The 13,885-nt window shown below is 70.3% G+C and carries 9 protein-coding genes; 8 read left to right on the plus strand and 1 reads right to left on the minus strand.

All coding sequences use genetic code 11. From position 1 onward, the window contains the following. Nucleotides 1–61 precede the first annotated feature (61 nt). The 3 genes from OIE49_RS20555 (at nt 62) to OIE49_RS20565 (ending at nt 3,448) form a co-directional block, all read left to right on the plus strand. Nucleotides 62–373, plus strand: a complete 312-nt coding sequence (locus OIE49_RS20555) for a DUF4229 domain-containing protein (protein WP_100572415.1) — start codon at nt 62–64, stop codon at nt 371–373. A 167-nt stretch (nt 374–540) separates the two neighbouring features. Then, complete coding sequence (locus tag OIE49_RS20560) at nt 541–1,209, plus strand: TetR/AcrR family transcriptional regulator (protein ID WP_326803578.1); 669 nt, start codon at nt 541–543, stop codon at nt 1,207–1,209. A gap of 274 nt (nt 1,210–1,483) precedes the next feature. Next, nucleotides 1,484–3,448, plus strand: a complete 1,965-nt coding sequence (locus OIE49_RS20565; protein ID WP_326803579.1) for an AMP-dependent synthetase/ligase — start codon at nt 1,484–1,486, stop codon at nt 3,446–3,448. A 208-nt stretch (nt 3,449–3,656) separates the two neighbouring features. Here the strand turns inward: OIE49_RS20565 and OIE49_RS20570 are convergent, their stop codons facing one another. Further along, nucleotides 3,657–3,860 (minus strand): cold-shock protein, encoded by a 204-nt coding sequence (locus OIE49_RS20570; RefSeq protein ID WP_004984723.1) that lies wholly within the window; start codon nt 3,858–3,860, stop codon nt 3,657–3,659. A 466-nt stretch (nt 3,861–4,326) separates the two neighbouring features. On the opposite strand from OIE49_RS20570, the gene OIE49_RS20575 reads away from it, so the two are divergent. The 5 genes from OIE49_RS20575 to OIE49_RS20595 all read left to right on the plus strand — a co-directional run bounded on the left by OIE49_RS20575 (nt 4,327) and on the right by OIE49_RS20595 (nt 13,881). Beyond that, nucleotides 4,327–5,175 carry a menaquinone biosynthetic enzyme MqnA/MqnD family protein gene (locus OIE49_RS20575; protein WP_100572417.1) on the plus strand — a complete coding sequence of 283 codons (849 nt, stop codon included), beginning with the start codon at nt 4,327–4,329 and terminating at the stop codon, nt 5,173–5,175. A 43-nt stretch (nt 5,176–5,218) separates the two neighbouring features. Continuing rightward, complete coding sequence (locus OIE49_RS20580) at nt 5,219–7,099, plus strand: protein kinase domain-containing protein (RefSeq protein ID WP_326803580.1); 1,881 nt, start codon at nt 5,219–5,221, stop codon at nt 7,097–7,099. Between the two features lie 370 nt (nt 7,100–7,469). After that, nucleotides 7,470–11,954: an FtsK/SpoIIIE domain-containing protein gene (locus tag OIE49_RS20585; protein WP_326803581.1), complete on the plus strand. Its 4,485-nt coding sequence runs from the start codon at nt 7,470–7,472 to the stop codon at nt 11,952–11,954. A gap of 144 nt (nt 11,955–12,098) precedes the next feature. After that, a complete protein-coding gene (locus OIE49_RS20590) occupies nt 12,099–12,428 on the plus strand; it encodes an SAV_915 family protein (protein WP_326803582.1) in 330 nt (109 codons plus the stop codon). Beyond that, the gene (locus OIE49_RS20595) at nt 12,421–13,881 is read left to right on the plus strand and encodes a hypothetical protein (RefSeq protein ID WP_326803583.1); all 1,461 of its coding nucleotides are present in this window, start codon (nt 12,421–12,423) and stop codon (nt 13,879–13,881) included. The genes OIE49_RS20590 and OIE49_RS20595 overlap by 8 nt, the downstream gene beginning before the upstream one ends. Nucleotides 13,882–13,885: the final 4 nt, after the last annotated feature.

Genomic DNA, 13,885 nt, shown 5'->3' on the forward strand with positions numbered 1-13,885 from the left:
CCGGCGTGCTTCACTGGACGGTGCCCCTTTGGGAACCTTCGGAACGGAAGAGTGGATTGAGATGCTCCGCTACACGCTGATGCGCCTCGGAATCTTCGTGGGCTGCCTCGTGGTCGTCTGGGGCCTCGTCCACTCCGGGCTCGCCCCGCGCGGCCTCGGCGGCTCCAACGGCCTGTGGATCGCCACGCTCGCCCTGGTGATCTCCGCCCCGGTCAGCTTCGTCGCCCTGCGCAAGGAGCGGGACCGGGCGTCGGTGCAGGTGGCCCAGCGGGTGGACCGCATGAAGGCGAACTTCGAGGCCAACGCGGGCCAGGAGGACCTCGCCGACGACCGGGCGCGGTCCCAGGCGCAGCCGCGGGAGCAGGCGTCCTGACGTCTGATGCGGGGAGCAGGCTCAGGGCGGCGTCCTGGCGTCTGATGTGGTCGGGGCAGGTGCCCTGGTGGCCTGATCAGGCAGGGTGGGTGTCCTGACGGCCTGATCCGGCCGGTACGGCGTCCTCGCGGCCGTCGGGCCGGTGCCCGAACCGTAGGCTTGCCGCCATGGGTGCCGTGAGGACCGGGCGGATGCCGAGGGCGGTGCGGGAGCAGCAGATGCTCGACGCCGCCGTCCAGATCTTCGGGCGACGCGGCCACACGGCCGCGTCGATGGACGAGATAGCCGAACTGGCGGGCATCTCCGAGCCGTTGGTCTATCTGTACCTGAACTCCAAGGAAGACCTCTTCACCGCCTGCATCCGCCGTGAGGCCGCCGCGCTGACCGGGGCGGTCCGCGACGGAGTCCGCCCGGGACTGTCCGCCGACCGTCAACTCTGGGAAGGGCTACGGGCGTTCTTCACACACACCGCCCGGCACCCGGAGGGCTGGGCGGTGCTGCACTTACAGGCCCGTACGCACGGCGAGCCGTTCGCGGCCGAGATCGCCGCGATGCGCGCGGAAATCGTGGCGTTCGTCGCCGAGTTGATCCTCGTCGCCGCCCGTGAGGCCCACCACGACCCCGCCCTGCCCGAGCGGGATGTCGCCGGGCTCGCCGAGGCCCTGGTCGGCGCCGCCGAGTCCCTCGCCGCCTGGGCCAACGCCACCCCGGGCGTCACGTCCCGCCAGGCGGCGGCGACCCTGATGAACTTCGCGTGGGCGGGCCTGGGCGACCTCATGGAGAACCGCCCCTGGAGCCCGCCGGTGGAGCCGGCCCGAGGACAGGGGCGGGGGTAGGGCCGGGGGTAGGGACGGGGTGCCACGAGTCCCGTGACGCGGGCTCGTCCTGCTCGACCCGGTGCGCCGAGAGACCGGTCGGGGCACAGCCCTGTTCCCGGACCGTCTCCGGACCCTTCCCGAAACCGCACGAACTCCCCATCCCGGCCCCGTACGATCCCGTATGCAACCGGCGGTAACACCCCGAGAGCGCGCACCACCGGTGAACGACCAGTGAGTGCAGCGCGTACCACCGCAGCAGAGCAGCGTGAAGCTGCAGGCACCAGGAGCCGCCATGCCCCTCTCGTACTCTTCGCCCTCGTCCCCGTCGTCCCACGGCGGTCCGGCCCCGTCACTCTCGGCGGGGTTCGACTACGACCCCGACGCGGGCCCGGCGTTCGTGGCGCCGCAGACCCGGCGGCTGGACGGCGAGGTGCGCGAGGCGTACGTACCCCCGCTGGTCCTGCCGGTGACGCACGGCTCGCTGGCCGACCTGCCGTTCGAGAACGCGAGCGCGGACCCGGGGCGACGGGTCATCAGCCGCCCCGACGCCGACGGCGGCTGGACGCATCTGACGGCCGCGCAGTTCGCCGAACAGGTAAGCGCGGTGGCCAAGGGCCTGATCGCGGAGGGCCTGGCACCGGGCGACCGGATCGCGGTCATGGCGCGCACACGGTACGAGTGGACCCTCCTGGACTTCGCCGCGTGGGCCGCCGGCCTGGTCACGGTCCCCGTCTACCCCACGTCCTCCCTCTTCCAGGTCCGCTCGATCCTCCAGGACTCCGGCGCGGTCGCCCTGGTGACGGAGAAGGCCCGGCAGGCGGCGGCCCTCGGCCCGGAACGTGAGCGCCTGCTGGACCTCCGGCATGTGTGGGTCATGGAGCAGGGCCACCTCGACCGCCTGGCGGAGTGCGGAGCGGGCGTACCGGACCAGGAGGTCACCGTGCGCCGGGGCGTCCTCGGGCCCGACACGCTGGCCACCCTGGTCTACACCTCGGGCACGACCGGCCGCCCCAAAGGCTGCGCGCTGAGCCACGGCAACTTCCTGGCGGAGGTCGACAACGCCATCGAGGTCCTCTACCCGGCCTTCAAGGCGAAGACGTCGGAGGAGGCCTCGACGCTCCTCTTCCTGCCCCTCTCCCACGTCTTCGGCCGGATGGTCGCGGTGGCCTGCGTCCGCGCGGGCGTCAGGCTCGGCCACGCGCCGAGCCTGAAGTCGGAGCACCTGCTGGCGGACCTGGCGAGCTTCCGGCCGACGTTCCTGCTGGCCATCCCGTACATGCTGGAGAAGGTCTACAACAACGCGCGCGCCACCGCCGAGCGCGGCGGCCGGGCCTCGTCCTTCGACCGCGCGGCCGACGTGGCCTGCCGGTACGGCGAGGCGGCCGAGGCCCGCCGGCACGGCACGGGCCCCGGACCCGGCCGCGCCCTGAAGACGGCCCGCGCCTTCTACGACGCCCTCCTCTACCGCCGTATCCGGGCCGCGCTCGGCGGCCGTCTGCGCTACCTCATCTGCGGCGGCTCCCCGCTGGGCCGCCGTCTGGCCGCGTTCTACGAGGGCGCCGGCGTCGAGGTGTACGAGGGCTACGGCCTGACCGAGTCGACGGGAGCGGCCACCGTGACGCCCCCGCAGAAACCCCGTCTGGGCACGGTCGGCTGGCCGCTGCCGGGCACACGGATACGCATCGCGGCGGACGGCGAGGTGCTGCTGGCCGGCGGCCAGGTCTTCCGCGGCTACTGGAACCCGCACGCGGGCGGGGTGGTACCGGCGACGCACGACGGCTGGTTCCCCACAGGCGACATCGGACGCCTGGACGACGACGGCTACCTGACGATCACGGGCCGCAAAAAGGAAATCCTGATCACCGCGGGCGGCAAGAACGTCGCCCCGGCCCCGCTGGAGAACTGGCTCCGCGCCCATCCGCTGATCTCCCAGTGCATGGTGCTGGGCGACCGCCGCCCCTACATCTCCGCCCTGATCACCCTGGACCCCGAAGGCATCGCCCACTGGCGGCAGATGAACGGCAAGCCGCCCGTCCCCGCCGAACTCCTCGTCGACGACCCCGGCTTGGCGGCGGTCCTGCAGCGTGCCGTGGACGAGGCGAACAAGCTCGTCTCCCGCCCCGAGTCCATTCGCCGCTTCACCGTGCTCCCCGTGGACTTCACGGAACGGGAGGGCCACCTGACCCCGTCGATGAAGCTCCGCCGGGAGGTGATCCTGCGCGACTTCGCGCGGGAGGTGGAGGGGCTGTACGCCTAGGGTCCGCTGTATTCACGGGAGCGTTCCGGGAGCGTTCGGAGGGCGTTTCGAGGGCGTTCCGAGGGTCCGGGGAAAGAGTTTCCCGGGAATTCACCGGGCGTTATGTCCAGGGTTCGGCCGCCCCGGCCGGAAAAGGCAGGAGCCCCGTCGCCTGACGGCGCGGGGCTCCTTGGGTACTGCACTCAGAACGGATACTGCGCGCGAACGCTCAGACCGGGGTGACGTTCTCCGCCTGCGGGCCCTTCGGACCCTGCGTGACGTCGAAGCTCACCTGCTGGTTCTCTTCGAGGGAGCGGAAACCGGTCGCGTTGATTGCGGAGTAGTGGACGAAAACGTCGGGGCCGCCGCCTTCCTGGGCGATGAAACCAAAGCCCTTTTCGGCGTTGAACCACTTCACGGTTCCGGTAGCCATAAGCCCTCCTTGGGCTCAAAGGGTCGCCCTGCTCCAGAACCTGCAAGTGTGATAACGAAATCGCCGCACAACTGCATACGTCTGAAAACGACCAGAGCCCGCGGTCACATGCTCCGCAGGCTCTGTACTGCAAGGGAAACCAAACTGCAACTTGCTGGCGAGCCTAGCATGTGGGCCGCCGAATGCAATAGAGGTCAAGATCACTTCACCCGGATGTTTGAAGGTTCTGGTGAGAGGTTGACGCACCGAGATCGACAGGCCCTCACAGAAGGCCGGCGGGGACTGCGCCAATCGGGGTCGTCGGGGTCGTCGGGGTCGTGGGTGGGGGTCCGGGGCGGGCCGGGTCACGAGGTGGCGGCGGGGGTGTCCGGGGCGGGCCGGCCAAGGAGTGCGGCCAAGGAGTGGTCATGACGGAGGCGGCGGGGGCGGCGGGGGGAGTGTGCCGCGCAGGGTCTAGCCTCCCGATGTGGACATTTCTCGCACCCGGCCGCGCGTCGGCCACATCCAGTTCCTCAACTGCCTGCCCCTTTACTGGGGGCTCGCGAGAACCGGCACGCTCCTCGACTTCGAGCTGACGAAGGACACCCCGGAAAAGCTCAGCGAGCGGCTCGTGCGGGGAGAACTCGACATCGGCCCGGTCACCCTCGTCGAGTTCCTCAAGAACGCGGACGATCTGGTCGCCTTCCCCGACATCGCCGTGGGCTGCGACGGCCCGGTGATGTCGTGCGTGATCGTCTCGCAGGTCCCGCTGGACCGGCTCGACGGCGCCCGGGTCGCCCTCGGGTCGACCTCCCGCACCTCCGTACGCCTCGCCCAGCTGCTGCTGGCCGAGCGGTACGGGGTCACCCCCGACTACTACACCTGCCCGCCCGACCTGAGCCTGATGATGCAGGAGGCGGAGGCGGCGGTGCTCATCGGCGACGCCGCCCTGCGCGCGAACCTCCACGACGGCCCGCGCTACGGACTCGACGTGCACGACCTCGGCCAGCTGTGGAAGGAGTGGACGGGGCTGCCGTTCGTCTTCGCGGTCTGGGCGGCCCGGCGCGACTACCTCCGGCGCGAGCCGGACATCACCGGCAAGGTGCACGAGGCCTTCCTGGCCTCCCGCAACCTCTCCCTCGAGGAGGTCGGCAAGGTCGCCGAACAGGCGGCCCGCTGGGAGGCGTTCGACCAGGAGATCCTGGAGCAGTACTTCACCACCCTCGACTTCAGCTTCGGCGCCCCGCAACTGGCCGCGGTCGCCGAGTTCGCGCGGCGCGTCGGCCCGACGACCGGCTTCCCGGCGGACGTGAAGGTGGAGCTGTTGCGGCCGTAGCGCACTACCCTGCTGTGAGGCGTACGGGGGAGGGGGAAGCGCCATGCAGCCGCTCGAAGAGGACGAGCCCGCCACCGTGGGCCCCTACCGGCTGCTCGGCCGGCTGGGCTCCGGCGGCATGGGCCGTGTCTACCTGGGCCGCAGCGCGGGCGGCCGCACGGTCGCGGTGAAGATCGTGCACCCGCACTTCGCGCTCGACGAGGAGTTCCGCGCCCGGTTCCGCCGCGAGGTCGAGGCCGCGCGCAGGGTGGGCGGCGCCTGGACCGCACCGGTCCTGGACGCCGACCCCGGGGCGCCGGTGCCATGGGTGGCCACCGCCTACGCGGCCGGCCCCTCCCTCGCCGCGGCGGTCGCGGACGCCGGCCCGCTGCCCGGGCACTCCGTACGGGCGCTGGGGGCGGGCCTGGCCGAGGCGCTGGCGGCGGTGCACGAACTGGGCCTGGTGCACCGGGACGTGAAGCCGTCCAACGTGCTGCTCACCCTCGACGGCCCCCTGTTGATCGACTTCGGCATCGCCCGTGCCACCGACGGCACCGCGTCCCTGACCTCGACCGGCGTCTCGGTCGGCTCGCCCGGCTACATGTCGCCCGAGCAGATCCTCGGCAAGGGCGTCACGGGCGCGGCCGACGTCTTCTCCCTGGGCGCGGTGCTGGTGCACGCCGCGACGGGCGAGTCCCCGTTCCGGGGCGATTCCTCGGCGGCGCTCCTTTACAAGGTCGTCCATGAGGAGCCCGAACTGGGCTCACTGAGCGGGGACTTGCGGAACCTCGCGGCAGCCTGCCTGGCCAAGGACCCCGCCGCCCGCCCCGGCACCGGCGAGGTGGCCCGCCGCCTCGCCCCCGAGGGCGCCTCCCGCCTGATCGTGGCCGGCTGGCTCCCGTCCCGCCTGGTCGAACAGGTCAGCCGCAGCGCCGTGTCGCTCCTGAACCTGGAGGCAACGGCGCCGGACCCCCCGGCCCAGCCACCGTCCGGCCCGCTGAATTTCAGCAGGATCTCGGTCCCGGGCCCGCCCCCGAAGGCCACGGACGATCCCCCGCGGCCCGCGGAGGCCGTACCCGACGGCGGGTTCGGCCCGTCCCTGCCCGGCCCTTTCCCAGGAGCCGCCACCGGCGAGCGCCCCCAGCCCACGGAGGCCGTACCCGGCGGCGGATTCAGCCCCTCCCTGCCCGGCCCTTTCCCCGGACCCGCCACCGGCGAGCGCCCGCGGCCCGCGGAAGAGGGACTCGGCGGTGGGTTCGGACCCCCACCCTCCATGCCGGTCTCGCCGCCCCCATCCCTCCCCGCGCGGGAGGAGGCGCCCCCGCAGGGGACCACCGCACCGGTCACCGCCCGCGGCCGGTTCTCCGTCACCGTGGCCGGCGGTGCGGCGCCCGGCGCCGAAGGCCGGGGCCGCCGCCTGAGCTGCACCATGGTTCTCGTGGTCGCCAGCGCGTTGGCGGTGGTGACCACCGGTTCGGTGCTGTGGCTGCTGCCGTTCCGGGACGGCAGCGAGGACAGCGCCGGCGGGACACCGCCACCGGCCGCCACCGCGAGCGGCGACCACCGCTCCACCGGACCGACCACCGCGGGCTCGCCCGTCCCCGCCCGCTACCTCGGCACCTGGGAGGGCCAGGGCACCGCCCTCGACGGCACCCTGCCCCTCGGCGACTTCCGGCTGACCGTCCACCAGGCCGCCGTGGGCCAGGAGTTGGGCAGCCTCCACCAGACGGACCAGCTCGGCGGCATCTGCGACGACGTACTCACCCTGAAGCAGGTGACGAGTACCGAGCTGGTCGCCGTCTCCCGGGGCGCGAAGACCAACCACGCGGGTTGCAACCCGGCCCCCCACACGGTCCGCCTCGCACCGGTGGGCGAGGACATCAAGTACACGGCGGACAGCGCGGCGGAGGGAAACCCGGTGGCGCGGCTGTCGAAGGTCAAGTAGCGGCGGACCAGGGCGAATCCAGTCAATCTCCCTGCCTGTGCCCCAGGGATCTTTCTCGCCTCCGCTGTCACTACTGTGTCTGCTGCAGCGAACGACAGCACACCAACCGCTCAAGCCGCAGTGCAGCACAGGGCAACACGAAGGACGGACAAGCCCTGCGGGACGTTGCCGAAGCACACAGTGCGCACCTTGGCGGCCGGACTCGCCGCGGCTCGCGGTGATCGGCGCCCACTCATTCGTGGCGAACGACGTGAAAACCCGTAGGGCTGTGGGACGTCATCGGACGAGAGCGGCAACCCGGGCTGCCACTAGTCTCCGTCAGCTGTATCAACGAATGTGGCCACAGAGGCCAACGGGGAGGAACACCAGCATGCAGACGCTAGTCACGGTCGTGCGCGAGGGCGGTGAGCCGCACGACGTCGTGGTCACCACCGACGACACGGCAACCGCCGGAGACGTTGCGGAGGCGCTGAGGGCGGCTCTCGAGCACCCGGTGCACCCGCCCGGTGAAAACCGGGGAAACGTCGTGCCGATGCCCGGCAGATCCTCTGCCTCCCTGCCCGACTACGACGCCGCGGCATCCGGGACGTTGTCGCTGTGGGCGGACGGCGTCCCCTGCGAGCAGGGCGCCCCCGCGGTCGCCGTGCTGCGCGATGGCATGCGCGTCTCCGTCGACGACTCGATAGGCCCACTTCTGCGCCGGGGCGAGCCGGTTGGTCAGTACGAGCTCAGGGTTTCAGCCGGCCCCGCGTCGGGCCGCGTGATCCGGCTGGGTGTCGGTGTGGCCACCATCGGATCGGCGCCCACCTGCTCGCTCTCGTTGCCGGATGCCGCTGTGCCGCCGGTCGCGCTACGGCTCACCATTGATGTGCGCGGCAACGCCACGCTCACCCCTGAAGGCAGCACTGGTGTGCGACTGGACAACGAGTTGGTGGGGGCCGGGACCACCTGGCCGTTCGGCGGTGTCGTACGCGTCGGCGATTCACTCGTGGTACTCGACAAGATGTCCGAGCCCGACGCACATCTGTCCCCGATGAGCGAAGGCGGCCTCGCCTACAACCGTCCCCCGCGCCTTTCTTCACTGCGCCCCCGACGGCGGCTCGTTGTGCCGGTGCCGCCCACGAAGGGAGAGCGGGCACGCTTCCAGTTCCTCATGGCGTTCATGCCCCTGCTCTTCGGGCTGGGCATGTACTTCGTCACCAAGCAGATCTACATGCTGGCGTTCTGTCTCATGAGCCCGCTGATGATGGCGGGCCAGTGGCTGAGCGAGAACCGTGAGGGCAAGAAGAAGCACAAGACCTCGCTCAGGCGATACAAGAAGGATCTCGCCGCCCATCAGGCCGAACTGGCCGTACTGGGCAAGGAGGAGCAGCGCGCTCGCCGCGAGGACACCCCCGATCCGGCTGAGATCCTGCTCTTCGCCACCGGTCCGCGCCGCCGCCTCTGGGAGCGCCGGCTCACGGACCAGGACGCGATGCAGCTGAGAGTCGGGGTCGGCAACCTGCCCTCCGACGTCGAACTCGTCCTCGCCAACGGCATCACGTCGTACGCCGAGGACGCTCCGGAGCCTCCTATCCTGCCGGATGTGCCGGTCACCCTCCCCTTCGCCCGGGTCGGGGTCGTCGGCATCGCGGGCGACCGGACCCGAGCTCTCGCCACGGCACGGTGGCTCGGCGTACAGGCCGCCGTCCTCCACAGCCCCCGGGACCTCTCGCTCGTGACGCTCGCGGCCGCCCCGGCCGCAGGAGCCGAGTGGCAGTGGACGCACTGGCTGCCCCACACCAACCCCGATCAGGGACAGGACTGCGTGGCGTTGGTCGGCTTCGACTCGGAGGGCATCACCCGCCGGGTCAACGAGCTCCTCAACGAACTGGCCCGGCGCAAGGCGGCCCGCGAGCAGAACAACATGACGGGTCAGCTGTACCCGGACCCCAACATCCTGCTGGTCCTCGACGGAGCCCGCCTTCTGCGCCGGGTAGCCGGCATGCCCCAACTGCTCACCGAAGGACCGCAGTACGGCATCCTCGCTCTGTGCATCGACGAGGACGAGCGCCTGCTGCCCGAGGAGTGCAAGGCTGTCGTGGCCTGGGCACCCGAGGCAGCGCACCACCTGAGGGTGCGCGGGTACGGTCTGGAGTCCGCCGGGGACGTCCTGGCCGACCAGGTCACTCTGGAGTGGTGCGAACTGCTCGCCCGGTCCCTCGCGCCTGTACGCGATGTCAGCCGTGACGATGCCGACAGCAGCCTGCCCACCTCCGCCCGCCTGCTGAGTCTGCTGGGGCTGTCCGATCCCACGGGCAGGGATGTGGAGCGGATCTGGAAGGCGGGTGGCTCGACCACGGCCGCGCCCATCGGCATCGCGGCAGACGGGCCGTTCGTGCTGGACATCCGGCGAGACGGTCCGCACGCACTTGTCGCGGGTACGACGGGTGCCGGTAAGTCCGAGCTTTTGCAGACGATCATCGCCTCGCTCGCCGTCGCCAACCGCCCCGACGCCCTGAACTACGTCCTCATCGACTACAAGGGCGGCAGCGCGTTCATGGACTGCGCCCGCCTGCCGCACACCGTCGGCATGGTCAGCGACCTGGACGCGCACCTGACCGAGCGGGCCCTGGCATCCCTCGCGGCCGAACTGCACCGCCGGGAAAGGATCCTTTTCGACGCGGCCGCCAAGGACATCGAGGACTACAACGACACGCGCGAGATCCGCCCCGAGCTCGAGCCGATGCCTCGGCTCGTCCTGGTCATCGACGAGTTCGCCTCGCTCGTCGCCGAACTCCCCGACTTCGTCGCGGGCCTTGTCGACATCGCTCGCCGTGGCCGTTCCCTCGGTGTGCACCTGATCCTGGCCACACAGCGGCCGGCGGGCGTGGTCAGCGCGGACATCCGCGCCAACACCAACCTGCGGATCGCGCTACGGGTGACGGACGCGTCGGAGTCCATGGACGTCATCGACGCCCCCGACTCGGGCGCCATCGCGAAGTCCAGCCCCGGACGCATGTACGTCCGCTCCGGTGCTCAGTCCCTGGTCGGCGTGCAGTCGGCGCGTATCGGTGGCCGCCGCCCCGCCACGGGCCGTACCGGCCCCAAGGCGACGCTGCTCCACCTGCCCTGGAACGCCTACGGCCGCCCGCTGCCGAAGCCGGCGGAGTCCGAAACCGACGGCACCATGGTCACGGACTTGGCGGTCCTCGTCGACGCCGTGGCTGACGGCGCGCTGCGGATGGGCGTCGGAAAGCAGCGCAGCCCGTGGCTGGAGCCGCTGGCGCAGAAGGTGACGCTGGACGAACTGGCCACCTACGGGGGTCATTCGGCTCAGAAGGAACGCGGCGAGGACGTGCCGCCCATTCCCTTCGGCCTGATCGACCTCCCGACCCAGCAGAGCCGCAGGCCCATGGTCCTCGACCTCGTGCACGGCGAGCACACGATGCTGGTGGGCGGCGCACGCTGTGGGCGCTCGACAGCCCTACGCACGCTGGCCGGCTCCCTGGCCAGCACCACCTCCCCGTACGACGTGCACGTCTACGGCATCGACTGCGGTTCCAACGCGCTGCTGCCCTTGATGCGACTGCCGCACGTCGGAGCCGTGGTCAGCCGCGACGAGCCCGACCGGGTGCGACGCCTGGTCGACCGGCTGCTGGCCGAGATCACGAGGCGTCAGCAACTGCTGGCCATGGAAGGCGCCTCCAGCGCCGCGGAACAGCGCGCGGCCGCGGCGCCCGAGGACCGGCTCCCGTGGATGGTGCTGCTCCTCGACAGCTGGGAAGGCTTCACCTCCACCTTCGAGAGCTTCAACTACGGTCAGCTGATCGAGCTGATGCAGAGGATCTTCCGTGAAGGCTCCGCGGTGGGCCTGAAAGTGGTCATGACGGCCGACCGCAGCGGCCTGAGCGGTCATGTCTCCTCCGCCTTCGCCGAGCGGCTCGTTCTTCGTTTCGCCGACCCGAACGACTACTCCACGGCGGGCCTCCAGGCTCGCGAAGTGCCCAAGAACATGCCGCCGGGCCGAGCCTTGCGCATCACCGACGTCGGTGTCGACGAGACCCAGATCGCCCTACTGGACGACGACCCGTCGGGCCAGGCCCAGGTCCGTGCGTTGCGAGCCATCGCGGAGGAGGCCGCGTCACGCCACGGCCGCTTGCCCGCAGGGCGCCGCCCCATGCGGGTGGACGCACTGCCTTCCCGGATCACGGCCTCCGAGGCGCTGGCCTTGGACCCCGACTTCGCACCTTCGTCGCCACTGTGGGCACTGCTGGGTGTCGGCGGTGACGAACTGCACCCGGTCGGTGTCGACTTGGAGGAGAACGGTCCGGGCTTCGTCATCGCAGGCCCGCCGAAGTCCGGCCGATCGACCCTGCTGACGGCGGCGACCCAGTCACTCCTGGCGGCCGGTACCCCCGTGGTCGTCGTCACGCCGCGCCGTTCGCCGCTGCGTGATCTGGAGGGGCAAGCCGGTGTCCTGGGATTCCTCAACGCCGACAGCCGAGAGGAAGACCTCGAGGAACTGGTCGAGAACCTCGAGGGAGGCCCGTACGCCGTCGTCGTCGACGACGCGGAACTCGTCTACGACACTCGGCTCGACGAGGCCCTGGAGAGCGTGATCCGCAAGGGCGGGGACGGAGGCATCGGGCTCATCGCCGCCGGGATGACGGACAGCCTTTCGGGTCAGTACCGCGGCTTCGTCACAGAGGCCCGCAAGTCCCGGAACGGCTTGCTGCTCACCCCGCAAAGCCCCTCGGACGGAGAACTGTTCGGCATCCGGCTGCCGGCGAACAGCGGCGGCGGACCGGCCGGCAGCGGGCTGTTCGTGTCGGGAGGCTCGTTCATGCCCGTCCAGGCCGTCATGAACGACTGACGACACGGCGGCGCAGCAGCCGGGACTCCGTCCGAGCCGACGGAGTCCCGGCCACCCCTCGGCGGCGGCCGGGAATTGCGGGGAAGTTGCCAAGCGTTAGTGCGCCTCATGCTTCGATCGGCGTACAACTCGTACGATGGCCTGATGGATTCGACGCAGCCGCCCCAAGAAACTCCAGATGTTCTGGTGCTGCCCACGATGACGGATCTGCCGCGAGACGAAGACGGTGCACCGCTCCTTGAAGGCACGGTCGATGTGATGCTCATTCCTCTGCGGACGGAGTCGGGCGGGGAGCAGCTCGTCGCCCTCGCCTTCTCCACCGTGGCACGCTTGGTCGACGCGCTGGGCGAGGAACAGCCGTGGGTCGCCCTCCCGGCCGACAAGATGGAGGCGGTACTGCAAGGGTCGGGCGCCGGAGCCATTCTCATGGACCCGCGACTTCCCGGCAGTGCGGGGAATCCGACAGATGGTTGATCCGAACTTCTCGGGAATCAATCCCGAAAACCTCCTGAAAACCATCAACAACCTCGTGTCGGGCAGTAAGACCCTTCACTCGGGCAAGGGCGCGTACTTCGGTCGATTCCAGAGATTCGGACTCGATACCGGCAGTCTGACTCAGATCGATCGGATCGCCTCCTGGGTCGACGACGAACTGCCCATGCTCCGCCGCCGCCAAGCACTGGCGGACGCCATGGAGTTCAAGGGAGTGGGGCCCAGGCCGACCATGGTCCAACTGCGCGAGCCGGTCTGGACGGTGCAGCAGGCGCGGACGGAGGGCGCGGATCTGGCCAAGGAAGCCGACGCGCTCGCGGGGATGTCACCCGAGGAGGCCGGCCCGGAATTCCACCGCATCGCCGAGGAACTGGCGAAGCACAAGGGTGATCCGGACTTCGCCTCGGCGTTCTACGCCAAGATGGACCCGAACCTCGTCAAGAACCTTCCCATGGCCATCGCCCTGTCCAACGCGCCGACGGCCGAGGAGGACGCCAAGACGTTCGGTGCCGCGTTCACGGCAGCGGCGAACGCCCCCAGCCCGGCACCCGGATTCAACAAGGTGCTGGATCTCTTCCACGGTGACATCCCCGAGGACGAGCCGGGGGCGGTTTTCAACCGGGCGCTGATGCAGGGTGACGACCCCGATCTGTGGGACACCGCGTGGAAGCACCTGACGAAGGCGGTCACGGACCTGGGCGACCCCAAGGCGACGTGGACAGTGCACGCGGGGCTCGTGGCCGCCGTCATTGGCGTCCAGTCCAACCTGGCGGACAAGTTCTGGGACGAGGCGGAAGAGTTCTCGAAGGCGGCCAAGGCGGCCTATGAGAAACGAATCAACGCCATGACGCCCGCCGAGCGCGCAAGGTTCAGGAAGGAGACGAGCTTCAACGCGAAGGCCTCCAAGACAGCCTCCCGTGAGGCCGAGCGTGTCTTCTCCAAATACGGTATGGGATCGCTGTCCAGGCTCATGGAGGCCTCGGTCGGGGACGGAGTCCGCTGGTGCGCTGACAAGATCCCGTTCATCAGGGCGGCGCCTGCCGGCGCCAACGCCGGATGGCTCGGAAAGATGTTCAGAGCGGGCGGGCGGGTTCCCTTGGTGGGCACACTGCTGACGGTCGGCGGTATCGCATACGACATCGAGGTCAACCACTCGGACCCGGATGTGGCCGTCGTTTCGAACGTCGCCTCTCTCGGAGCCGGAATGGCCGGTACCTGGGCCGGCGTGGCTGCTGTGGCGGCTTGCGGGGGACCGGTCGGCTGGGGCGTGGCAGCAGGCATCGTGGTCGGTGCCGGGCTTGGTTACGCTGCCTACTACGCCCTGAACACCGATACCGGTAAGAAGGCCGTGCACGCCGTCAGTCATGCGGCCTCGGAGGTCGGCAAGGGGATAGGCCACGCGGCCAAGAAGCTCGGTGGCTGGCTAGGGCTTTGAGACG

It is taken from the genome of Streptomyces sp. NBC_01788 (genome assembly GCF_035917575.1).
In the GTDB taxonomy this organism is placed as follows: domain Bacteria; phylum Actinomycetota; class Actinomycetes; order Streptomycetales; family Streptomycetaceae; genus Streptomyces.